The organism is Ruegeria sp. K7 (assembly GCF_056531785.1).
On record NZ_JBQFMJ010000006.1, the window covers coordinates 223,152 to 246,261 of the forward strand.

The window sequence follows — 23,110 nt, forward strand, 5'->3', positions numbered from 1 at the left end:
CAGAGCCGGAATCACTGCCCCTTTATCGAGTACTAGTATCCAAGTTTTGTCAATACTTGTCACCTAGTATCCCAAACTACTTGACACAGGGCCTCTTTAGACTTTTCATAGGGGTAAAGATCGGTTCTGATTTGGGATCTTTGGAAGGGGGTTTATTTTTGAGCAGTTTCAAGTACTTAGAGGTGTTATGGCGGGCCTCGACTTGCCTGTGCCATTGGGATGCGAGAGAGAATTCGTGGAAGATATAGTCAGACGAACCACAACTGATGCGGTTTACGAAAAACTGCATGACGAAATAATCTCGCTTGAAATTCTTCCCGGCACAAAGCTGTCGGAGTCCGAAGTCGCGCGCCGATTTGGCGTCTCGCGTCAACCCGTCAGGAATGCGTTCACACGACTTGGCAATGACGATCTGTTGTTGATCAGGCCGCAAAAAGCAACCGAAGTCCGCGGATTTTCGATGGAGCGGGTGGAACTCGCCAGATTGGTGCGCCTGGCCGTTGAACTGGAGATCGTTTACCGCGCGGTAGGCGTTTGGGATGCATCATGCCAAGCTCAATTGGCCGAGAACATACGCTTGCAGGAACAGGCTATCGAGAGCGGTGATCTGACGACATTCCACGCGCTGGACTATGATTTTCACAAGTTGATTTACGTTCTCAGCGGTAATCCTACCGCCTTCGAAGTCATGCTTGAATGCAAACAAAAGGTGGATCGACTCTGCCTCTTGAGCCTCGAAAAATCCAGCGAAGCCACGTCGATTTTGGCAGACCATCGCGCGATCGCTGAGAGCTTAGCATCGAGAGATCTTGACGCAGCTCAGACCGCGATCCGGGCGCATCTGTCGCGTCTTGATGAAACGATTGAGTTTATTCATGAGACCCATCCGAACTTTTTCGAATGATTGTCTTTTGAAAGTTCGCTGACGCTACGCTGTTTGGCCGACGCAGCACAGCAATTGGTCGTACATTATGCAAGCAACTCATCTTCAAGATGTTCAGTAAAGGTGTAAGAGTGTGTGTTGATGTCGCCACTCCAGCGCCAGATTGCGAGAAAACCCTCTGCACCTGTACGAAATGCATGTGGCATCATACTTGGATGATGGATCATTGAACCAACCCCTCTCATGCGAATGTCATCTCCGGCCGTCCAAAGGGCCTGTCCAGCTATAATGGCATATGTCTCGTCTGCGTCATGAAGGTGCAACGGATAGTAGCTGTCAGGCCGCATATAGACCAAACCCAACCTAACGTCTGGCGCCGGTATCGGTCCTTCTGGTCCCATCAGTGTCAGTACGCTTATCAAGGCGGCGATACTCGCTTGGGTATTGCCCTCAACTGGGTTTGATCCCCAGTCCAACAGATGCTGTGCTGCCAAGACCGAACGAGCTGCAGGGTGAGTGCTCTTGGCCAACACTTCACGCATACCGCCATCAAACGAGCATGGTGGCACCGGTTCGAAAGCAACAGGAGATGGCGTTACCAAAAGTGTGTTCGCTGTATGAGGTCCTTGCATGTCTACCTCGGCCTCGTAGACCTTTGCAATTTCCACCAGCATGTCTTGGAAGTTTTCGTTTTGCGCCATGACCTGTGCAGCCAAATCCCGATTGTCAGCGCTGCTTTGAGTGTTTTTTACAGCTCAATCTGAAAGAAATACGACCCGTTCGCGTCGCAATCGTGCTTCGGCAATTGAATCTTTGAGGCTGCAGCCCGGCAGGATAGTTAACTGACTGGACGCAAGTTCGCTTGTTGAACTAGGCTGTCTTAATTGATCAAGTGATTGGAGGACGACAATGTACCCTGTTTCCCATCAGAGCGTAATGACCTTTTTTTCAGTAACAGCGGCACTCGCGTTAAGCGTTGAAAGCAGTTTTGCTCAATCAACCGGCGAAGAGATGTCTTTCTTCATTACAAGTGAAGGGTCCGGTGATGGAGCAAACTTTGGTGGCCTCGAAGGCGCCGATGCACATTGCACCAAACTTGCTCAAGCCGCGGGTTCGCAACGGTCGTGGGCCGCCTACTTGAGCGCAAGCATGATTATCGACCGAAGCAGCGGTAGCCCTGTGGTGACTGATGGCATAAGCGCGAGAGACCGTATCGGCTCCGGTCCATGGTATAACGCAGACGGCGTTATGATCGCGAAGGATGTGGATGACCTACACAGCGCGAACGTGAATATCAGCCTGCAAACTGCACTTGATGAGAATGGCAATCAGGTCAATGGGCGGGGCAGTCAGCCCAACAAACACGATATTCTCACGGGAGCGGACTCAAACGGACATTTTTCGACAGCGGGTGGCGACACGACGTGCAGCAACTGGACCAGCAATGGACAGGGTTCCGCTATCGTCGGTCACCACGACCGCATCGGTCTGAACTCTTCTAGAAATATGATTTCCTGGAACTCGTCCCATGGGACAGCTGGGTGTGGAGAGAGCGATCTGCCAAAGACTGGTGGTGCAGGTCTGCTGTACTGCTTCGCGACCGATTAACAGCCAGCGATCTGTCCGCGAGCCAAGCAGAAATTCGAGCCTCAGCTTTATCGAAAGTCCTGCCAACGGTTTAAATGCTGTCCTGCTGCTTTGGCGAAAATCAATTTGTCCTTTGGAGATACAAACACTGGGTACAATGTGGTGAGCACTTTGGGGAGCAAGAAATGAGACTGCAGTCATTTGCGATTATCGCGGCATTCGTCGGAACAGGCGCGTTGGCAGAGCCATCACTGGAACGGGGCGAGTATCTCGTCGAGGGCCCCGCCGCTTGTGGCAATTGCCATACACCCATCGGACCAGACGGCCCCATCATGGACATGAACCATGCCGGCAGGCTTGTCGAGAAGACACCCGGCTTCACAGCAATCGCGCCCAATATCACGCCGGCGGGCCGCGTTGCGGACTGGACCGACGAAGAATTGGCTCGCGCCATACGCGAAGGAATCACACCGGATGGCACGCGGGTCATAGGACCCCCTATGCCCATCGCTCTATACAGTCGCCTGTCGGATGATGACGTTATGTCTATGGTGATGTATCTGCGCAGCCTACCACCCGTCGAGAATGATCCCGGCGAGAGCGTCTACAATATCCCGCTGCCACCGGCGTACGGTCCGCCCATCGGGTCAGTCCCTCATCCTAGTGAAGGCGTTACGGTTTCCTATGGAGAGTATCTGGCTGGCCCAGTGGCGCATTGCATCGAGTGTCACAGCCCGATGGGGCCGAAGGGGCCCGATTGGATGAACCAATTGGGCGCAGGCGGGTTCGAATTCCATGGCCCTTGGGGCACCTCAGTTTCGTCAAACCTCACCCAGCACCCCGAAGATGGCCTGACACACTGGAGCGACGACGAACTTGCTCAAATGATCACGACCGGCGTCCGACCAGACGGATCTCCGATGATGCCGCCGATGGGCTATGGTTATTACAGTCGGATGACACCAGACGACCTTGATGCCGTCATTCTGTATCTGCGCCAGATCCCACCCATGCCGGATCCGTCCTGAAGCGGAACTCAGAGGGAGGATGGCTGCGACATTGCCGCCGCAGCTCCGGCCTTCTGAAGGAAATGGGCAATATCATAATGCATTGGAGCTTACCTCGTGGAAGCAAAGCACATCGTCTACCACATCCCTGTCTGCCCGTTTTCCCAACGGTTGGAGATACTCCTTGCGTTGAGAGACCGGCGGGAAACAGTCGATTTTCGGGTTGTCGACATTACAAAGCCACGCGACCCGGAACTCCTGAAGAAGACGCGCGGCACAACCGCATTGCCGGTGATCGAGACTCCGGAGGGAAAAATCATCAAGGAGAGTCTGGTCATCCTGAGATACCTCGACGAAATCATCGAAGGCCCGGCTTTGCGCCGAAGCGACCCATACGAACACGCGGTTGAGTCCATGCTGATTGCGCGCGAGAATGCGCTCACCATGGCCGGATACCTATACGTCATGAACCAAGATCGCGGTGCTCGTATCGATCACAACACCAAGCTCCTTAATCTCTACAAGGATCTCAACGGTTTCCTGATGGAGCATAGCCCTGCCGGAACCTATCTGTTTGAAGATTTCGGACTTGCAGAGGCCGTCTTTGCTCCGATTTTCAAGCGCTTTTGGTTTCTCGATTATTATGAGAATTTTGAACTTCCGGACAGCTATGAATATGCGCGCGTGAAAGCTTGGCAGCATGCGTGCATGTCCCATCCCGCCACACATCAGGTCTCCAAAGAAGAGATCGTGAAACTCTATTACGACTACGCGCGCGGAGCTGGAAACGGCACGCTTTTGCCGGGGCGCAAAGTTTCCAGCTTCGCTTTCGAGCCTGCGTGGCAATCCCGCCCGTGGCCAACGAAAGACAAGTACGCTGGCACAGCATCCGACAAGGAATTGGGACTTCTGCCATAGAGCGGAATGCCAACCACCACGAGCACGTGATCCGAAACTTTAAACGAATTTGGCAATCGCTGGGGGGGTGCTATCACGGCATTGCCTGCGGCGGTGCAGCGCGAGTTAGCCTACCCAAGCCTTTGGTCAGATAACCCGCTCGACGAGTTCGACCGCAGAGATTTCATTCGTTTTTACAAGTTGCGCTAGCCCGACTGCATCGTATTCGACCAGGTCGTCAAGTTGCCGCGTTCCGGCAAATGAAGAATTTGACGAAAGGCTCACACTGCCAAGAAGAGCACCTGTTGCCCCAACTGTTCCTAGAAATGTTCAGCGCGTCAGGCGTTTTTGGGAAATGCCAAGGGACCGGCCTCCGGTTCATGATCGACGACAAACATCTGAACTGTTACATGCCGCACCGAAAATGTGAACCGAGGCAGCGACAAATGTAATGTCCGCGAACTCTGTGTTTTTAGGCTGAGTGCAGACGAAAATAGCGCGACGGACGGGCTGCATTTTGGTCAATTACTTTCTCGCTTCACGCATTATTTGCCTATGACCGCTTAGTCCGCAATTCGGTCAAAGCCCAAATTTTTTCGAGCGTCCGCAATTGGTGTGAAGCTGCCGTTGAAAATGTACTTGAATTTAGGTCTTGCCCCCAGAGTGCACAAAAAGTTGCGTCGAAAACGGACGGAGCCGCCGCCGATCTAGCCGCGAAGCTGCACAATCTTGCTTTCCGCCTGGATGACGAAATCGGCCCATTTCTGCATGAGGATGCGGCGCTTTTCGAGCAGATCTGAACGCGCATAGGCCCGCTCGACCTTGTTGCCGATAGCGTGGGCTAGTGCCGTTTCCGCGACCTCGAAGCTGGCCGTTTCATTATCCTGAATCCACATCCTGAATGACGACCGGAAGCCGTGGATTCGACCCGCTTCATTAATGCGATTCAGAACCTTTGTCATGGCCACGTTGCTGATGCCTTTGTTTGTCCTCGGACTCGGGAACAGGAAGTCATTGCGGCGCAGTTCGCGGCATATCTCAACCACATTCATGGCCTCGGTCGATAGTGGGATGCGGAAATCCTGAACTTTGCCCCGCTGGCCCTTCATTCGCTCTTTCGGGACTGTCCACACATCACCGTCAATTTCTTCAAACTGGGCACCGTGGACCGGCATCCAGCGCGCCGCCGTCAGGATCGTAAAGCGCAAAGCCAGGTAAGACGGGTGTTCCTTGTCCAGCCGAGCATAAAGATCCGGGATCTCTTGCCATGGTGTCGCGGGCAGGGGCTTTTGAGCCCGTTCGACATAGCCAAGCATGTGCCGGGCCGCGTCACATATGAACGGCTCTGCATCGTAGCCCATAAGCTTTGCTTGCCTCAGAACCATGCGCGTCCGGTACATCGCCTTGTCTGCCGTTTCGTGCTTGGTGCGCCAGATCGGTTTAAGAGCGTCATGAATATCTCGCTGGTGCAGTGTGCTAATCCTGCGCTTTCCGATCTTAGGGATCACATGCAGGCGCAATGGGGAGAACCAGCGCCCTCTATCACCGTCGCCGCGCAGCCGCTCCTTGCGTCCCTCGAATACCACTTCGGCCATTTCTTCGAATGTCGGATCGTTCTGGCTATTCTCAGCTTCAAGGCGCTGGCGCTCTCGCTCCGCAATCGGATCTGAGCCAATAGCGAGAACACCGGCCCAATGCATCCTTAGCTTTCGAGCGTCAGCCAAAGGCACCTCTGGAAAAGAACCTAGCCCCATTTCTCGCCGTCTGCCGCCGAACGAGAACCGGAATTTCCACTTCCCGCCGTTCTTGCCTTTGATGAACAACAGCCCGTCACCGTCTTGTAGCTTTGCACCGACGGGAGCGCTTTTTATTTTTACTGCAGATAGTTTTGCCATTCAGGCCCCCAACTAGGCCCCCACCTTGGGTGGGCTCATTTGCAACATGTGGCAACATAAACATGTTGCCCTCCACCCGCACCACAAGATCTTCTAAACTCACTGATGATAAGCAAAACATTGAACTGTGGGTTCGACAACTCTCATGCGCTGTTCTTACTCCAGCAATTTGAACATGAACGTTGTGGGTTCCAGGCGGTCTTCAAAGGGGTTGCGGCAGTAATTTGGGATTTCCCCGGCGCTCCGGAATCCAATGCTTTGGTACAAGATTCTGGAAGGGTCTGTGCTGCGCGTATCCAGAACCAATACGGATCTGCCGCGTTCGATCGCACGCCCCTCAAGCGCTGCCATCAGTTTTCGCCCAAGACCGCGCCTTCTTGCATCAGGGTGAACCAGCAACTTGGCTACATCCGCGCGATGCGGTTGGTTTGGCATCGCTGCAGGGACAAGCTGGACCGTTCCCAAAATGCGGCCCCGGTCCGGAAATACAAACAGATCCAAAAGACCGGCCTGTAAGTCCGGCAGTATCCTGTCCAGCCAATACGCCCGCGCATCCTCGTGGGAAAAAGGGAGAATGAAGCCAATACTGGCCCCTGCATGAACGCAGGCGTGGAGAATCTCGCTGAGATCGGGCAGGGCGGCTTCAAAGCTGTTTTCGTCAAGCCGCTGTATCACAACAACACCAGAATATAACGCGCGCCTTTCAGTGCGCCTGTTTCAAACCGGGTCGGGCCAGACAGGTGATACCGAAGGCAATCTCCTCCGGCCAGTTCATGTGTTGCTTCATCCAGCGTCAGGGAAAGGCCGCCGTCCAATACGACCAAATGGTGTTCTTGCCCCGGATTGGGGGGTGCGTCATAGGAAATCACGGTGTTCCGCGGCAAGTGACATTCCAGAACTTCACCGCTGAGCCCGGGTGCGGGCGGTGAAACCGAGCGCCGTGTGAACCCGGTTTCCGGATCGCGCCATTCGGCCTGTCGTTCGAACGGAATTTTGGGGTCGAAACTGTCTTCGACCATCATTAAAAGCCGGGACATGGGCAACTGGTAGGCTGCGCACAAACGCCCAAGGCTCTCCGCCGTCGGGCTGACATCGCCTTTTTCCAGGCGGGACAGCGTCGCCCGGCTAAGTCCGCTGCGGCTGGCCAGCTGGTCCAGGGACCAGCCCTGTCTTTTGCGCAGTTCACTGAGCTGGCTTGCAAGCCGGTTCGAGATATTATCCAGCATTTTTCAGAATCGAGAATTTTTCCCTTATTTGGGAATATTGGCAGATTTTTAGCCTTAATCAATAGAAAAAGAGGCGCGCCTGACCGCGCCTCGTTCCCGCTCGAATGGAGTCAGCTTATTTCCAGCCGACCTCATTGAAGATCTTCTGCGCATCCGGAATGTTCTTGGCAACTTCGGACAGGTTGACACTATCAGCCTTGAACTCACCCAGAGCAGCGACCGGCTCAGCCAGAGCAACACCTTCAACGGCCGGGAATTCGTCATTGCCGGACGAGAAGTATTCCTGAGCCTGTTCGCTGGCAAGATATTCAAGAAACTTGATTGCGTTTTCCTCGTTCGGGGCGTGTGCCGCAACGCCCGCGCCAGAAAGGTTCATATGCGCGCCTTCGGCGTCCTGAGCGGGGAATTGCACGCCGATCATGTCAATCTGGTCGCTCAGGCCCTTCACGTCCTTACGTAAGGCACGTGCGAAATAGTAGGAATTGGACACCGCGATTTCGCATTCACCCGAAACGATGCCGCGGAGTTGGTCCGTGTCACCACCCTGTGGGTCACGCGCCATGTTGGCAACGACACCTTCGGCCCATTTTTTGGCTTCTTCCGCGCCGTGGTTGGTAATGATAGAGGCCAGCAGGGTTTGGTTGTAGGTATTGCTGGACGAACGAATGCAGACTTGACCTTTGAATTCGGGTTTGGCCAGGTCCAGGTAAGTAGCCGGCGGGTTGGCGACGCCTTCCTTGTCAAAGAAGATGATGCGGGCGCGCTGCGAAAATCCATACCATTGATTGTCTTCGTCCTGAAGATTTGCCGGAATGCGGTCTTCCAGAACTTCGCTGTCCACGGTCTGCAGAATGCCTGCGTTCTTAGCGCGCGCAAGGCGTGATGTGTCAACTGTCAGCAGGATATCGGCCGGAGAATTTGCGCCTTCGGCTTCCATCCGAGCGATCAGTTCGTCTGCCTTGCCTTCGATGCGATTGATGGTGATCCCGGTGGCATCTTCAAAATCGGTGTAAAGACGCTCATCCGTGTCGTAGTGGCGCGAAGAATAAAGGTTCAGCTCGCCGTCAGCGGTGGCGGAGGTTGCAATCAGGGCCGTCAGAGCGGCAGCAACGCATGTAGAGGATTTCAGCATCATATTTCCCAACGATTGAAGTTGTAGCGGATCGTTATCCGACTGAATTGGTCAATTATACGATTCTCAGGAGGATGCAAGGTAATCTGACAAATTTACTCGGTCAAAATGGCGCAGCTTGTGTCTTCACACTCTTCATGACCAATCGAGCCGCTGGCCGTGATTGGATCAGTGTCTCATCGCCACGAATGATCTATTCATGGTCCAGAACCTCAACAGAGAGAATGGTCGGCAAATGTCGGGCCACTTCGTTCCAGGTGTCCCCTTCATCACCGGTCGCAAAAACAGACCCGCTGTTTGTTCCAAAATAAATTCCTGCGGGGTCTCGGCTGTCTCCGGCCATAGCCTGACGCAGTACCGTAAAATAGCAGCTTTCCTGCGGCAGCCCGTGCCGTTGATCTTGCCATGTCGCGCCGCCGTCAGTGGATTTCCAAACCGCTGCTGCTGCGTGGGGTGGATAGCGGCCGATGCTGTCGCCGTTCAGGGGTAAAGTCCAGATCGTGCCGGGATCTCGCGGATGAACGTGAATTGGAAACCCGAAAGTCGATGGAAGGCCCTCGGTAATATCCACCCAACTGCGCCCCCCGTCGGCCGAGCGCCAGACCCCGTGGTGATTCTGTTGGTACAACAAGTCCGTGGTCTTCGGGGCCCTCACCATGTTGTGCACGCAATGGCCTGTCTCACCATCTCTTGGGGCCGCGGGATGATCGTTGTGATCACAGCTTTCCGCGTTGGACAGCCGGTTGCGCCGTTCCCAGTTCCTGCCCCCGTCTTCTGACGCAAAGACCCCCGCCGCTGAGATGCCGACCCAGAGTTTTTGGCTGTCACCCGGGTCTGCCAGGATTGTGTGCAATACCAATCCGGCGCCCCCTGGATTCCAGTCCGGCGCTGAAGGATGGTTGGTAAGGCCTTCGACAGTCTCCCACGTCCGCCCGTTGTCATGGCTGGTCAGCAAACGCGCTGGTTTGGCGCCTGCATACAACGTGCCGTGCCCGTAGCTCAGCGACCAGATTTGTGAAAATGCGTCGGTGAAAGGCATAGGTTCGCCGGTCCAGCCGACCATCTTGGCGAAATCAGGGTCATTGCTGGCCCATTCGTCCCTCTGACCGGTGGTAAGCCTTGTCACTTCCCAAGTTTCTCCACCGTCTTCAGACCGCCAGATGCCCGCACCGTGCCAATCGTTGCCGCCGCCGGCCCAAAGCAAGCCCGTTTCTGCGTCGCCGATCACATGGTTTATCGGCCAGCCATCGCAATGCGGGCCTGAAACTTTCCAATTCGACCTTTCATGGTCGCTGGTGATGATGAATGTACCTTTGGTCGTTCCGACCAGTATGTCGACGCCTTGTCCTCTCATGGAATTCGCGCTCCGATCAAATGAGGCAAGCGTACCATGTTGCGCGGACTAATGCAGACAACAAAAAAACCGCGCTCAACGGCGCGGTTTCTTTAAGCGGTTCAATGCAGTTCTTAGCCCTGACGAGCTTTGAACTTGCGCTGCGTCTTGTTGATCACGTAGACGCGGCCTTTGCGACGCACAACACGGCAGTCACGGTGCCGGTTCTTGAGCGAGCGGAGCGAGTTCTTGACCTTCATGGTCTGTCTCCAATCTGCGGCGCCTTCATCAGAGACGTGGCCAGCGCCTGGGTTAGCGGGTGCCCCGGGTCAGACCCGAAGCAGTGAAAACGATGGTGGGCGGTACAAGGATCGAACTTGTGACCCCTTCGATGTCAACGAAGTGCTCTACCGCTGAGCTAACCGCCCACTTACCTTTGCGAGATGTGCCCCATAACGAAATGGGGCGCGGAACCCCGCGCCGGTAGCGGGGTCTATAAAAGGAGTCGCAAAGGGGTTCAAGGGGTTTGGAAGAACTATTTTCCGGTCTATGTTGAGTGCGAACAAGGAGTCACCATGTCGAACGCAGCCTATATACTGGAATTGCCCGTCAAGCGTACGTCATGCGTGGTGTTTTCCTCTCCACACAGCGGGCGCGTCTACCCTGAGTCCCTGCTCAAGAAGACAGTGTTAAGCCCAAGCGTGATTCGATCCTCGGAGGATGCTTTTGTCGATCAGCTGTTTGCCCCGGCATCCGAATTTGGTGCGCCGCTGATATCGGCTGCAATGCCGCGCGCATACCTGGATCTGAATCGCAGTGCCGATGAACTGGATCCGGCCCTGATCGAAGGCGCGCGCAGACATGGTCACAACCCGCGTGTTGCGTCCGGGTTGGGTGTGATTCCGCGCGTCGTTGCCAACGGTCGGGCCATCTATCGCGGGAAACTGACGATGGACGAAGCGCGCCTGCGGATCGACACATGCTGGCGCCCGTATCACGCACGCCTGAAGTCCCTTTTGTCCGAATCGCACGAGGCATTTGGGCAGGCCATTCTGATCGATTGCCATTCGATGCCACATGAAGCCGTCGCAATGGCCAGCAATGCACAGTCCAAACGGCCGGAAATTGTTCTGGGCGACCGGTTTGGGGCATCAGCGACTGGTGAGGTCGTCGATCGAATCGAAGCGGCCTTTGCATCGGCCGGTTTGAATGTGGCCCGCAATGCCCCGTTTGCCGGTGCTTACGTGACCCAGACCTATGGTCGCCCCGTGCGTCATCAACATGCGGTTCAGATTGAAATCGACCGGTCGCTGTATATGAACGAAGACACCATTGAGCCCAGCGAAAATTTCGATGAATTCCGCACCATACTGCGCGATGTGATCTCAGAGATTGCCTGCATCGGCGCCGAGCCGGCCCGTCTGGCTGCCGAATAGCCCTAGCGCAACGCGCGCCCTTTCACGATCGCCTCAGATCCAAAACGTCGTCGGATTTCATCTGTGGCCCGCTCTGCCTGTGACCGCTTTGCCGCACCGGGGTCCAGCAGGTCGCCCGAAATGTCAGCCTGGTGCTCGGGGCACAGATCCGACAATCCGCAGCCAAGCAGGCGGTATGGTCCCTGATCTTCGACCTGATCAAAAAGCCCGCGTGCCGTTCTATAGATGCGGTCGGCGATCTGAGTCGCGTCGCGCAGGGAAACGCGCCGTGTTATGATCTTGTGATTGGCCTTCTTGAGTTTCAGTGTAACGACCCGTCCCGCCAACCCCTTGGCCTTGGCCCTGTCGGCCACTTTCTCGGACATACGCCACAAATGCCCGTCCAGAATGTCAATACTGGCCGTATCCTCGAAGAAAGTCGTTTCATTGCTGATTGATTTCATCGGCTCATTGCCGGAAACGCGGCGCTTGTCCTGCCCGCGCGCCAGGTGCCACAGCCGATAACCCATCGACCCGAACCGTGCGGTCAAAGCCTCCTGATCCCAACGCAACAAATCGGCAAAGCTGCGAATGCCAGCCCGGTCCAGAGAGTCCTGGGCCGCAGGGCCAATGCCCCAAATCAGCCGTACAGGCTTGTTGTGAAGGAATTCTGCAGTCTCGGCCTTGCCGATCACTGATAATCCGCGCGGTTTATCAAGGTCGGATGCAACCTTGGCCAGAAACTTGTTGTGACTCAGTCCGATTGACCCGGTCAGCCCCAGCTCATCTTTCATTCTCTTGACCAGTCGCGCCAGCATCACCGCTGGTGGGGCGCCGTGCAGGCGATAGGTTCCCGACAGGTCCATAAAGGCTTCATCCAGCGACAATGGCTCCACAACCGGGGTCAGTTCATCCATCATCGACCGGATCTGACGTGACACGTCCGCATAAACCGACATGCGCGGTTTGATGACCACCGCGTCGGGGCACAGCTGCAATGCCTTGAACATCGGCATGGCCGATCGCACGCCCCGAATGCGCGCCACATAGCAGGCGGTGGACACGACCCCGCGTTTGCCGCCGCCAATGATAACCGGCTTATCTGCGAGTTCGGGGTTGTCCCTTTTTTCGACCGAGGCATAGAAGGCATCGCAGTCCATGTGCGCGATGTTCAGCTCAAATAGCTCCGGGTGCGATTTGACGCGCGGGCTGCCGCAGGACGGGCACCTGCTTCCGGCTTCCATTTGTGTAAGGCAATCCTGACAGAGAGCAGGCATTTTCAGTCACTTCCCGGCCCGGCGCGGGCTTGGTTCACCCGAGCAATCCGTTAGATTTTAACGTGGTTCAGAACAAAGCAAAAGCGGCACATGGATTTCGACACGGCAAAAGACTGTCCTGTTTTCTGAACCAGAATCGGTGGTGATTCACCGAAACGACTTACGGAGTATTCCTTAAACGGGTTCCTGAGATCTTCGCCGCGTCGGCGCGAAGGCCATGATGTCCTTGCGGATTGCGCCATGGGCGAGATTTTTGAAGTGGTTGCGCATCCGGTAAACGCCGCTGATTGCGGGACCTCTTGTCGGGCGTCGCGCAGTGATGGGAGACCTGGATTTTGCCAAAGAAGACCCCCCGCATTTGCGCGGGGGGAGGTAACGGACCTCAGGAAGAAATGGCCCGTTGGGGAGTATACCCCTACAGAATCGCCCAAAACTTACAATTACGACAGAGCTGAGAGCCTGCGTTGTGAACTTGTGTTTTTCATGTGTGTTTTCAGGCACAGGGACGATTTGGCGCGGCTGACGCAAAAATTGACCTAAGGTCAAGGCGTTGCGAGCCGATTTGGGTGTGTCGGCCACGTCAATCGGCCATGTCTGTTTAGTTCGTGGTCAAAGTATCTAGCTCTGCCAAAACGGCCTCGGCTGCTGCTCTTGGGTCGTCAGCTTGATAAATCGGACGGCCAACCACGATATGATCGGCCCCGTCGCCGATGGCGCTGGCTGGTGTGGTCACGCGTTTCTGGTCGCCCAAAGCGGCTCCGGCAGGGCGGACACCGGGTGTAACGATCAGCCGACCTTCGGCCTGGGGCAGGGCGCGGATCAGGGCAGCTTCCTGCGGGCTTGCAATGACTCCGTCGGCCCCGGCTTCCAGCGCACGGGCGGCACGTTCAACGACCAAAGCCTGCACTGATCCGTCTTTCAGCAAGCTGGCATCCAGATCGTCGCGGTTCAGCGAAGTCAGGATCGTTACCGCCAAAATCCTGAGGTCTTTGCCTGCCGCCCCTTCTTTGGCCGCACGAACCACGTGCGGATCGCCATGCACGGTCAGGAAATCCAGATCAAATTGCGCCAACCCGCGGACTGCGTTTTCCACCGTGTTGCCGATGTCGAACAGCTTCATGTCCAGAAAGATGCGTTTGCCGTGGTCCTGCTTCAGCTCATTGGCCAGGGCCAATCCGCCTCCGGTCAGCATTCCCAACCCGATCTTGTAGAACGAAACGCTGTCGCCCAGCCGCTCGGCCATGGCCAGCCCTTGCAGGGCATTTGGAACATCAAGGGCAACGATCAGGCGGTCATCGGACATGGGCAGGCTCCTATTTGGCAAACGTCTGCGTCCTAACGGGTTCGGTACGCTCTGTCCATGCATGATAACCGGGTGATGCAAATCACTTAGAGGATTCAACTCTGTGCTATGATCCTGCCAATTCGTGATAATGAATAGGGAACCGCGATATGAAGAAACTGATTTTGCTTGGGGCGGCCCTGGCGCTTTTCGCGTGTGATGAGGCGCCGCGCGTCAATACACCTGACACAGGCGCTGCCCCGGCCCCGACCAATGATGATCTGCTGCTGGTGCGTGGATATCGATCAGAGGATGACTGGTGCCAGCTCACAGGCGAGACCGCATTTACCGTCGAATTTTTGGATCATACCGCCGATCTGGTGTCGTGCCCGACGGGCAGCGATGCGGCGCAATCGCTTTTGGACATGTACGAAGCCAGGCAAATGGCTGAGACCGGCGGCTACACGGTTTACTCAATACCGCGGGGATAAGGCCGAATATTGAAACCTGGCCCCTTGAAGCCGTGAAGACATTTCCCAAATTGAATGTGAGGCCCAGACCGAAGCGTGCCGCCAAGCGGGCGCATCACATTCAGGGCGCTTGAGAAAAGGAGAATAATATGGACTTGAATAAGTTCACCGAGCGGGCACGGGGATTCGTGCAGGCCGCGCAGACCATTGCGCTGCGCGAAGGGCATCAGAGGTTGGAGCCCACACATATACTCAAAGCATTGATGGATGATGATCAGGGGCTGGCAAGCAATCTGATCACGCGCGCGGGTGGCGCGCCAGGCCGTGTGGTCGAGGCGCTGGACACCGCAATGGGCAAGATTCCAAAAGTCAGCGGCGACGCGAACCAGATTTACATGGACGGCCAGACTGCCAAGGTGTTGGCCGAGGCCGAGAAGCACGCCACCAAAGCAGGCGACAGCTTTGTGCCGGTTGAGCGTGTTCTGATGGCGCTGTGCATGGTGAAATCCAAGGCCAAAGAGGCGTTGGAAGCCGGTGCCGTATCCGCCCAAAAGCTGAATGAGGCAATCAACGATATCCGCAAGGGGCGCACCGCTGACACCGCGTCGGCTGAAGAGGGCTATGACGCGCTCAAGAAATACGCGCGCGACCTGACCGAGGCGGCCGCTGAGGGCAAGATCGACCCGATCATCGGGCGGGATGAGGAAATACGCCGCTCGATGCAGGTTCTGTCGCGTCGCACCAAGAACAACCCGGTTCTGATCGGGGAGCCTGGTGTCGGTAAGACCGCGATAGCCGAGGGTATGGCCTTGCGCATCATCAACGGTGACGTGCCGGAATCGCTGAAGGACAAGAAGCTGCTGGCGCTCGATATGGGTGCGCTGATCGCCGGTGCGAAGTACCGCGGAGAGTTCGAGGAGCGTCTTAAGGCCGTTCTGACCGAGGTGACCGAGGCCGCCGGGGAGATCATCCTGTTCATCGACGAGATGCACACGCTGGTCGGCGCGGGCAAGTCCGATGGCGCGATGGATGCCGCCAACCTGATCAAGCCTGCGCTTGCCCGGGGTGAGTTGCATTGTATCGGCGCAACCACGCTGGACGAGTACCGCAAATACGTTGAAAAAGACGCGGCCCTTGCGCGCCGGTTTCAGCCTGTGATGGTGCAGGAGCCGACGGTCGAGGACACGATCAGCATTCTGCGCGGTATCAAGGAGAAATACGAGCTGCACCATGGCGTGCGCATCTCGGACTCGGCGCTGGTGTCGGCGGCGACGCTGTCGCATCGCTATATCACCGACCGCTTCCTGCCCGATAAGGCCATCGACCTTGTCGATGAGGCGGCGTCCCGCTTGCGGATGGAGGTGGATTCCAAGCCCGAGGAGCTCGATCAGCTGGATCGCCAGATTCTGCAGATGCAGATCGAGGAAGAGGCGCTGAAGCTTGAGGATGATGCGGCCTCCAAGGATCGTCTGGAAACCTTGCAAAAGGACCTGGCCGATCTTCAGGAGAAGTCCGCCGAGATGACCGCCCAATGGCAGGCTGAACGCGACAAGCTGGCTGGCGCGCGGGATCTGAAAGAACAACTCGACAAAGCGCGGGCTGACTTGGAGATCGCCAAGCGCGAAGGCAACCTCGCCAAAGCGGGTGAGCTGTCGTACGGCGTCATCCCCGAGCTTGAAAAGAAGTTGACCGAGGCGGAGAACGCCGAAAGCAGCGAGATGATGGCCGAGGAAACGGTGCGCCCGGAACAGATCGCTTCGGTGGTCGAACGCTGGACCGGTATCCCGACCTCGAAAATGCTGGAGGGCGAGCGTGAGAAGCTGCTGCGGATGGAAGATGATCTGCATTCCCGCGTGATCGGTCAGGATGCGGCGGTCACTGCCGTGGCCAACGCCGTTCGCCGGGCCCGTGCCGGTCTGAATGACGAAGGCCGCCCGCTGGGCTCGTTCCTGTTCCTCGGACCGACTGGCGTTGGTAAGACCGAGCTGACCAAGGCCGTGGCGAACTTCCTGTTCGACGACGACAATGCGATGGTCCGCATCGACATGTCAGAGTTCATGGAGAAACACGCGGTTGCCCGTCTGATCGGTGCCCCTCCGGGCTATGTTGGTTACGACGAAGGCGGTGTGCTGACCGAAGCCGTGCGGCGCAGGCCTTATCAGGTCGTGCTGTTCGATGAAGTCGAAAAAGCGCACCCGGATGTCTTCAACGTGCTGTTGCAGGTTCTGGACGATGGCGTCCTGACCGATGGTCAGGGCCGCACGGTGGACTTCAAGCAGACGCTGATTATCCTGACGTCGAACCTTGGGTCGCAGGCGCTGAGCCAGTTGCCCGAGGGCGCGGACAGCGCGCAGGCGCGGCGTGACGTGATGGATGCAGTCCGGGCGCATTTCCGACCCGAGTTCCTGAACCGTCTGGATGAGACCATCATCTTCGACCGCCTCAAGCGGGCCGATATGGATGGCATCGTCGATATCCAGATGGCGCGCCTGCAAAAACGTCTGGCTGCCCGCAAGATCGAGCTGGCTTTGGACGATGGTGCGAAGGAATGGCTGGCGAACGAAGGCTACGATCCGGTCTTCGGTGCGCGCCCGCTCAAGCGCGTGATCCAACGTGCCCTGCAGAACCCGTTGGCCGAGGCGTTGCTGGCTGGCGAGATTAAGGATGGCGAGACTGTTCCGGTGACGGCAGGGGCCGATGGCCTGATCATCGGTGACCGCCTGGGAACGTCGGAACGGCCCCGCCCGGATGATGCAGTGGTGCACTGATCTGACATTTGAACTGATAAATAACCGCCATATTGGCGGTTATTTGTTTTTTTGACTAAAAGTCTGGTAAACCGCATATCGCTCATTCACGGCAATCACGCAGGGCAATCTCGGATAACCAGTATGCAACAGACAGAAATCCATGGCCCCGGCGGGGAGCCATCCAAGTTTCGCGGAGATATTGAAGGTCTTCGCGGCGTTGCTGTTCTGGCTGTATTAATTGATCATCTCGGCCTCGATCTTCTTCCTTACGGATTCCTGGGCGTCGATGTCTTTTTCGTGATTTCCGGATTTGTCATCGCCCGATCCGTCATCGATTGGGATTGGACGAAGTTCTGGCCCAATGCTTCTCAATTCTTTGCGCGCCGCTTCAAGCGGCTGGCGCCGGCTTTGTTTGTGTGTCTTTTGCTGTCCTCACTAGTGGGTTCGTTCTTTATTCAGGACATGGAGGACAACACGAAAACCGCATTTTGGGCGTCTGTCGGGCTTTCAAATTTTTTCTTTTATAATCAGCAATTTGATTATTTCGGCAGGTTGCTGGATCTCAACCTGTTCACGCATACCTGGTCCCTTGGTGTTGAAGAACAATTCTATATTCTCTTTCCACTTGCTGCGTGGTTATCGCTGTCAGCAGCTTTGCCGCGCAGGGTGAACCTGATTTCAATCACGGTATTGGCGGTGTTTTGCTTGGCGTCGCTTGGAGCGTACTTGCTGTTTGCCAAGGCGGATCCGGTGGGCACGTTTTACATGATCTACTTCCGGGCCTGGGAGCTGGGGCTGGGTGTGGCCATTGCCGTGCTGATCAGACATTGGCGACCGCAGCGTTTCAACTCTCTGATCGTTCCGGTTTGTCTGGGGCTGTTGCTGATCTTGTTTGCCTTACAGGTCGACTTGAATCGCAACTTTGCAACGGTCATTGCCGTTGTCTTGTCGGCGACCTTGTTGCTGTTCCCCGTCCGGACCGGAATCTTCTCGAAGGCGCTTTCGAATACGCCGCTTCGCTGGGTCGGTAAGATCTCATACTCGCTGTACTTGTGGCATTGGCCAGTTGCCGTTCTGGCCAAATGGACGATCGGGCTAACCGCGATCACTGCACCGTTTTTTGTTCTCGTGATGTTTGGGGCCGCTACGCTGTCCTACCGGTTTGTCGAGAATCCTCTGCGCCATTCCAAGTGGACCGCAGCCAGAATGCCGGGTTACCTGGTTGGGTCCTCCGCGCTGGTCACAACGTTGATTGCCCTTTGGGTCTTGTCAGAAGATGTGAGCCGGAACCTGTACTCCGGCGTGTCTCCGGCGCTTGCTCAACGAGGTCCGGCGACCCTCGAGGCGCCGTTGAAGGCAAATGATGGTTCTGTCTGGCAGGGAAGGCCTTGTATTATCAGAGACGCAACCGAGGTCGGGAGGTCCATTCCAATTGAAGGCTGCGTCTTCGGTTCTTGGGAAACGGCTGAAAAGCGCATACTGGTAGTCGGAAACTCGTTCTCAGTCGCCTTTGGCGGTGCATTTCGAGAGATTTCGGAAACCGAAGACTGGGCGGTTCTGTTAACCTCCAGTTGGGGCGCACAGCCAGTGCCTGAGCTTGGTTACAATGGACCATGGAAAGAAGCCAATCAACACTATTGGGAAGACGCAGTGCCTGAATTGGTGCGTGAACTTCGTGCCGGGGATGTGGTTCTGATGCTTAGCGATCTTGGCGGGCTTTCGTACGGCTCAGGCGGGAAGGATGACGTGGTTCTGCAGCGTTACTTGGAAGGTATTCAGCGGTTTGCCCGTGAATTGAATGAACAAGATATCTCGCTCGCAATTGTTGGTCCTTTGCCTCTTGTCCGCGAGGCTCGATGCACACCCGAGGTGGCAGTTGCCCAGTGGTTTGCGCCCAATGGCGGTCCATGCCACTACCTGACGCGCGAGCAAACTCTCAAACGGGTTGGCGGGGTCCGCACCGAACTGTCAACGCTTGAGGAAAACGAAACTGCGATCTTTGTGGATCTGTTCGACTTTTATTGCCCGGGGCCGGTTTGTAACTACTTTGGTGAGGATGGGATCGTGCTCTACCGCGATGAACATTCCCATTCGTCTCTGGAAGCCGCAACCAGTTCTGCCAGCTTGATGGTGAAGCATTTGAAAGAGAATATGCACTGACGTTTAAGTAAGTGTTTATCAGGCTATTCAAACAATCTTGTCTGAAATTCTGATCGGGTTTGGGCGGCGATCAAATTGCTCCGGCCGTCGCAATTGAGTTCAAACAAGCCATACCACGAGCCGATATGTATCCTAGTGGTTCTCAGGCAAAGGCAAGGTCTGGCCGATAGTGTTGCACTTGTCCAGCAGAGCTTTTCGCCGGGATTCCGACCCGGTCGATCCGTGAAGAACGACAAGCTTGCGTGGTGAAAACCCAAAATACCCAAAGGTACCCTGAATCCAGCTTGTTTCCAGCGCCTGAAGATATCCCGCGCTTTCCATTTCGTCGGATCGGGCCCCTGCTGGTACCAACAGTACTCCGGTGCGAGGCCTCTGGAGCGATTTCTCGGGATCATTCAACTGGTCATACGCCCACCCCCAGGTCCATACGCGATCAACCCAGCCTTTCGTCATGGACGGCATTCCCCACCAAAACAGGGGAAAAGCCAGGCAAATTGCGTCGGCGCGCGCAATTCGCGACTGCTCGGCAACAACGTCTGACAGCGCGTCAGAGGCCAGATTTCCTTCTACATCGGCCATGGACCAGCGCGGATCAAAACCTTCTGCATGCAGGTCGCCAAGCTCGGTGGTGTGACCGGCCGCTGTCGCACCTTCCATAAAGCTCCGCGCCGCAGCGACGGTGAATGAGTTGGGATCTGGATGATCAAGAATTGTCAGGACATGCACATGCGAATCCTTCTATTGCTATCCGGTCTTCGAATGGACCCTGATTGCTCAAGGTAGGTTTAGGTCAAGACAAAACATGTTTGGTTCAGGCGGCTTCAATCGATTGGCTGCTTCGGTCTCGCTGAAGCAATTGCCCAAGCAGCAAGGGCTCACCATCGCAGCGAGCCCTTTATTGATCGTCCCGGTGTCGTCAGATCAGTGCAAAAATTCGTGCGGGTCCTCCTGTCCCGCCTGCATGTTTTGGCGCGCCTATGACGAGGGTCGCACCCGAAGCAGGTACCAGATCAAGCCCGGCAAGGCATTCAATTCCGAAACGTCCGGAAGGAAGCCAGGCGTAATGAGTTGCAAAGTCCGCCGACATGCCGTGGTCCAATGACAAAGTGTCTACCGCAATCGAGCGTGCGCCGGTCTCCTCCATCAGCATCTGCGCGGCTTCAACGTGAAAGCCTGGGTAGTGCTGGGCCTCGCCGTCAAAATTGCGGAACTCATCGGTGGCTGTCTTGCCTGCCCAACCTGAATGCATTGCCACGCAGGCTCCGTCAGGAATGTCGCCGTTGGCTGCAATCCACGCTTTCAGATCGTCCGGCGTAAGCAGTGTGTCCGCATCTTCGGCGGCCCGTGCTGCGATGTCGACCACGCAGAGCGGGGCAACAAGATCCGTCACCGGTATTTCATCAACAGACAGGCCATCCGCGGAAAAATGCAGTGGGGCGTCGATATGCGTGCCGGTATGCTCGTTGATTGTAAGATTGAACAGGTTAAACCCGTGTTCCCCAAAATTGAAAACCTGATCACCGGCAAAACCGGGGTCACCTCCCCAGGTTGGGAAATCGGCACTTAGTGTATGGGTCATATCTTCGACCTTGCCATGACCTAGGGCCAGAGCGGCGGGCGCGGTCGCGCCCGTTGCGGCAATTGCCGCGCCAGAGGCTGCCGCTGCCTTGAAGAATCCCCGTCTTGACAGCATGCGGTCCTTGACCGCGTTAACTACGCAGATGTCACACATTAGTCCTCTCCCTTTCAGGCTGTCATTTCCATAGGCGACAATTTCGCATCTGACAGCATGATACAGACTGCGCGCTCGGCATTTGCTTTGTAAAGAGAAGGCTTTTCAACGGGCCGATCAAATTGCGCCCAGATGAAAGCATTGTGGATCTTGGCCGCCCATCCACCCTGTAACACGGGTAACAGCTGCGTCAGCTTGCGAGAATGTCATCAGATTGGAGCGTATATAGCGGTGACAATGTGGTATGAGCGGGCGATCCCGAGCCCGGGAAATACGGATTATGGAGACCCAAATGGCGTATCGCTGGAGAAACACACTGACACATGCAGACGTCACCCCGAAGTCGGCGTTTCTGAACCGGCGGCAGGTCATGGCCGGTCTGGCCGGTGTCGGATTGACAGCGATGACAAAGCCTGCGGCTGCACAGAACACGCTTGAGCCCAACACGTGGGAAGAGATCACCTCATACAACAACTACTATGAGTTCGGCACGGGCAAGGATGACCCGGCAAAGTATGCCGCTTCGCTGAAAACCGAACCATGGAGCGTGAAGATAGATGGTCTGGTTGATCGCCCCGGCGAATACGACTTTAAGGACATCATGTCAGAAATGACGGTAGAGGAGCGTATCTACCGTTTCCGTTGCGTCGAGGCGTGGTCAATGGTTATCCCTTGGAACGGGTTCGAGCTGGCTGATCTGCTGGCCATGGCAGGGGTTCAGGAGGGCGCCAAATACGTGGCATTCGAAACCGCCTATCGCCCCGACGAAATGCCGGGGGTGCAATACCCGATCCTGGAATGGCCTTATCGCGAAGGGTTGCGTCTGGATGAAGCCATGCATCCGTTGACGATCATGGCGACGGGCATCTATGGCAAGCCGATCCCGAACCAGAATGGCGCACCCCTGCGTCTGGTGGTTCCGTGGAAATACGGCTTCAAATCCATCAAGTCGATTGTCCGGATAACGCTGACAGACACGCAGCCACCAACCAGCTGGAACATGTCGAACCCGCGTGAGTATGGATTCTATAGTAACGTTAATCCGAATGTGGATCACCCGCGCTGGTCGCAGGCCGCTGAGCGCCGCATCGGAGGCGGGCTGTTTGCCAAACGCGAGCCCACGCTGATGTTCAATGGCTATGAGACAGAGGTTGCCGGTCTTTACGAAGGCATGGATCTGGCGAAAAACTACTGAGACCATGCAGTTTTTGAATCATCACCTGCGACGAATCCCGGTCTGGCTGATCTATCTGGTCGGTTTCCTGCCGGCACCCTGGTTGTTTTATCAGGGGTTGACCGGAGGTCTTGGCGTGGAGCCTATTGAAGCCCTGGAGCACGAATATGGCGAAATGGCTCTTCAGTTGTTGATTTTCGGACTGGCGATCACTCCGCTGCGCAAGCATCTGGGCCTGAACCTGATGAAGTTCCGCAGGGCAATCGGTGTTCTGACATTCGGATATGTCAGTTTTCACTTGCTGGTCTGGCTTGTTCTGGACGTACAGGTGCCGGGTCAAATCTGGGCGGATATACTCAAGCGCCCCTATATTACTGTCGGGATGGCCGGCTTCTTGTTTTTACTGCCGCTCGCGCTGACCTCGAACAATTGGTCAGTCCGGCATTTGGGTCCGGTTTGGCGCAAGCTGCACCGTCTTGTCTATCCGGCGGCAATTCTGGGCGGGCTACACTATGTGATGTTGGCAAAGGGATTTCAGATCGAGCCGCTGGTTTATCTGGGCTTGATCGTTGGTCTTCTGGCTTTGCGCCTTCCGATGACCGAAGCCTTGATGCGGTTCAGGACGGCAGACTCTGCCTGAACAAGGGCGAGTCTGTGGGCAAGCTTGTGGATAAATGTCTTGCTGTCTGGATTTAGTGCGTTTCCATGCCGTCGTCTGTAGTTTTTCGAGCGTAGCATCGACTTAATAATATGTTTTTAAATGAGAAAATTTGTTGCTCAAACTTTTTTCGATTTCTTCTGTTTTTTCGCTTGCGGCTGATAAGTGTTATGCTTAGAACCCCCTTCACCGGCGCTGCTGAGGCGGTGCTGACGGGTCGGGGAGACGGCCT

General features: G+C 55.9%; 21 protein-coding genes, 1 tRNA gene and 1 pseudogene. 11 read left to right on the forward strand and 12 right to left on the reverse strand.

Going from position 1 to position 23,110, the window contains the following annotated elements; translation table 11 throughout:
- Positions 1–187: 187 nt before the first annotated feature.
- Together ACR0FE_RS12615 and ACR0FE_RS12620 are read left to right on the forward strand one after the other, a co-directional pair.
- Positions 188–436, forward strand: a pseudogene (locus tag ACR0FE_RS12615) (GntR family transcriptional regulator); the annotation flags it as partial.
- A gap of 24 nt (positions 437–460) precedes the next feature.
- A complete protein-coding gene (locus ACR0FE_RS12620; protein ID WP_480913010.1) occupies positions 461–904 on the forward strand; it encodes a GntR family transcriptional regulator in 444 nt (147 codons plus the stop codon).
- A 65-nt stretch (positions 905–969) separates the two neighbouring features.
- Here the strand turns inward: ACR0FE_RS12620 and ACR0FE_RS12625 are convergent, their stop codons facing one another.
- Positions 970–1,599, reverse strand: a complete 630-nt coding sequence (locus tag ACR0FE_RS12625) for a dimethylsulfonioproprionate lyase family protein (protein WP_170611029.1) — start codon at positions 1,597–1,599, stop codon at positions 970–972.
- Between the two features lie 193 nt (positions 1,600–1,792).
- On the opposite strand from ACR0FE_RS12625, the gene ACR0FE_RS12630 reads away from it, so the two are divergent.
- The 3 genes from ACR0FE_RS12630 to ACR0FE_RS12640 all read left to right on the forward strand — a co-directional run bounded on the left by ACR0FE_RS12630 (position 1,793) and on the right by ACR0FE_RS12640 (position 4,395).
- Entirely contained in the window at positions 1,793–2,491 is a 699-nt protein-coding gene (locus ACR0FE_RS12630; protein ID WP_480912974.1) for a hypothetical protein, read from the forward strand.
- Between the two features lie 164 nt (positions 2,492–2,655).
- The gene (locus ACR0FE_RS12635; protein ID WP_480912976.1) at positions 2,656–3,498 is read left to right on the forward strand and encodes a c-type cytochrome; all 843 of its coding nucleotides are present in this window, start codon (positions 2,656–2,658) and stop codon (positions 3,496–3,498) included.
- A 96-nt stretch (positions 3,499–3,594) separates the two neighbouring features.
- Entirely contained in the window at positions 3,595–4,395 is an 801-nt protein-coding gene (locus tag ACR0FE_RS12640) for a glutathione S-transferase family protein (protein WP_480912978.1), read from the forward strand.
- 686 nt (positions 4,396–5,081) lie between these two features.
- Here ACR0FE_RS12640 and ACR0FE_RS12645 read toward each other — a convergent pair.
- The 7 genes from ACR0FE_RS12645 to ACR0FE_RS12675 all read right to left on the reverse strand — a co-directional run bounded on the left by ACR0FE_RS12645 (position 5,082) and on the right by ACR0FE_RS12675 (position 10,388).
- Positions 5,082–6,269: a tyrosine-type recombinase/integrase gene (locus ACR0FE_RS12645; RefSeq protein WP_480912980.1), complete on the reverse strand. Its 1,188-nt coding sequence runs from the start codon at positions 6,267–6,269 to the stop codon at positions 5,082–5,084.
- 156 nt (positions 6,270–6,425) lie between these two features.
- On the reverse strand, positions 6,426–6,944 hold the full coding sequence (locus tag ACR0FE_RS12650) for an N-acetyltransferase family protein (RefSeq protein WP_480912982.1): 519 nt from the start codon (positions 6,942–6,944) through the stop codon (positions 6,426–6,428).
- Positions 6,941–7,495, reverse strand: coding sequence for a helix-turn-helix domain-containing protein (locus ACR0FE_RS12655; RefSeq protein ID WP_480912984.1), 555 nt, complete (start codon positions 7,493–7,495; stop codon positions 6,941–6,943). The genes ACR0FE_RS12650 and ACR0FE_RS12655 overlap by 4 nt, the downstream gene beginning before the upstream one ends.
- 115 nt (positions 7,496–7,610) lie before the next feature.
- Entirely contained in the window at positions 7,611–8,627 is a 1,017-nt protein-coding gene (locus tag ACR0FE_RS12660; protein ID WP_480912986.1) for a Fe(3+) ABC transporter substrate-binding protein, read from the reverse strand.
- Between the two features lie 193 nt (positions 8,628–8,820).
- On the reverse strand, positions 8,821–9,981 hold the full coding sequence (locus ACR0FE_RS12665) for a sialidase family protein (RefSeq protein ID WP_480912988.1): 1,161 nt from the start codon (positions 9,979–9,981) through the stop codon (positions 8,821–8,823).
- A gap of 113 nt (positions 9,982–10,094) precedes the next feature.
- On the reverse strand, positions 10,095–10,220 hold the full coding sequence (gene ykgO / locus ACR0FE_RS12670; protein WP_005648635.1) for a type B 50S ribosomal protein L36: 126 nt from the start codon (positions 10,218–10,220) through the stop codon (positions 10,095–10,097).
- Between the two features lie 93 nt (positions 10,221–10,313).
- Positions 10,314–10,388: transfer RNA gene (locus ACR0FE_RS12675), tRNA-Val, on the reverse strand.
- A 147-nt stretch (positions 10,389–10,535) separates the two neighbouring features.
- Here ACR0FE_RS12675 and ACR0FE_RS12680 point away from each other — a divergent pair.
- The gene (locus ACR0FE_RS12680) at positions 10,536–11,396 is read left to right on the forward strand and encodes an N-formylglutamate amidohydrolase (RefSeq protein WP_480912990.1); all 861 of its coding nucleotides are present in this window, start codon (positions 10,536–10,538) and stop codon (positions 11,394–11,396) included.
- A 2-nt stretch (positions 11,397–11,398) separates the two neighbouring features.
- Here the strand turns inward: ACR0FE_RS12680 and ACR0FE_RS12685 are convergent, their stop codons facing one another.
- Both ACR0FE_RS12685 and pyrF read right to left on the reverse strand, forming a co-directional pair.
- Complete coding sequence (locus tag ACR0FE_RS12685) at positions 11,399–12,652, reverse strand: DNA polymerase IV (protein WP_480912992.1); 1,254 nt, start codon at positions 12,650–12,652, stop codon at positions 11,399–11,401.
- Positions 12,653–13,250: 598 nt separating this feature from the next.
- The gene (gene pyrF, locus ACR0FE_RS12690; protein WP_480912994.1) at positions 13,251–13,955 is read right to left on the reverse strand and encodes an orotidine-5'-phosphate decarboxylase; all 705 of its coding nucleotides are present in this window, start codon (positions 13,953–13,955) and stop codon (positions 13,251–13,253) included.
- Positions 13,956–14,104: 149 nt separating this feature from the next.
- Here pyrF and ACR0FE_RS12695 point away from each other — a divergent pair, with 149 nt between their 5' ends.
- The 3 genes from ACR0FE_RS12695 to ACR0FE_RS12705 all read left to right on the forward strand — a co-directional run bounded on the left by ACR0FE_RS12695 (position 14,105) and on the right by ACR0FE_RS12705 (position 19,314).
- On the forward strand, positions 14,105–14,425 hold the full coding sequence (locus tag ACR0FE_RS12695) for a hypothetical protein (RefSeq protein ID WP_170610996.1): 321 nt from the start codon (positions 14,105–14,107) through the stop codon (positions 14,423–14,425).
- Between the two features lie 128 nt (positions 14,426–14,553).
- Positions 14,554–17,172 (forward strand): ATP-dependent chaperone ClpB, encoded by a 2,619-nt coding sequence (gene clpB / locus ACR0FE_RS12700; protein ID WP_480912995.1) that lies wholly within the window; start codon positions 14,554–14,556, stop codon positions 17,170–17,172.
- Between the two features lie 123 nt (positions 17,173–17,295).
- A complete protein-coding gene (locus ACR0FE_RS12705; protein WP_480912997.1) occupies positions 17,296–19,314 on the forward strand; it encodes an acyltransferase family protein in 2,019 nt (672 codons plus the stop codon).
- 132 nt (positions 19,315–19,446) lie between these two features.
- Here ACR0FE_RS12705 and ACR0FE_RS12710 read toward each other — a convergent pair whose 3' ends face one another.
- Both ACR0FE_RS12710 and ACR0FE_RS12715 read right to left on the reverse strand, forming a co-directional pair.
- A complete protein-coding gene (locus ACR0FE_RS12710; RefSeq protein WP_480912999.1) occupies positions 19,447–20,040 on the reverse strand; it encodes an NAD(P)H-dependent oxidoreductase in 594 nt (197 codons plus the stop codon).
- Between the two features lie 190 nt (positions 20,041–20,230).
- The gene (locus ACR0FE_RS12715; protein WP_170610985.1) at positions 20,231–21,046 is read right to left on the reverse strand and encodes a cyclase family protein; all 816 of its coding nucleotides are present in this window, start codon (positions 21,044–21,046) and stop codon (positions 20,231–20,233) included.
- Between the two features lie 292 nt (positions 21,047–21,338).
- Here ACR0FE_RS12715 and msrP point away from each other — a divergent pair, with 292 nt between their 5' ends.
- Positions 21,339–22,241 carry a protein-methionine-sulfoxide reductase catalytic subunit MsrP gene (msrP, locus tag ACR0FE_RS12720; RefSeq protein ID WP_480913000.1) on the forward strand — a complete coding sequence of 301 codons (903 nt, stop codon included), beginning with the start codon at positions 21,339–21,341 and terminating at the stop codon, positions 22,239–22,241.
- Between the two features lie 4 nt (positions 22,242–22,245).
- Complete coding sequence (gene msrQ / locus ACR0FE_RS12725) at positions 22,246–22,860, forward strand: protein-methionine-sulfoxide reductase heme-binding subunit MsrQ (protein WP_480913002.1); 615 nt, start codon at positions 22,246–22,248, stop codon at positions 22,858–22,860.
- Positions 22,861–23,110 lie beyond the last annotated feature (250 nt).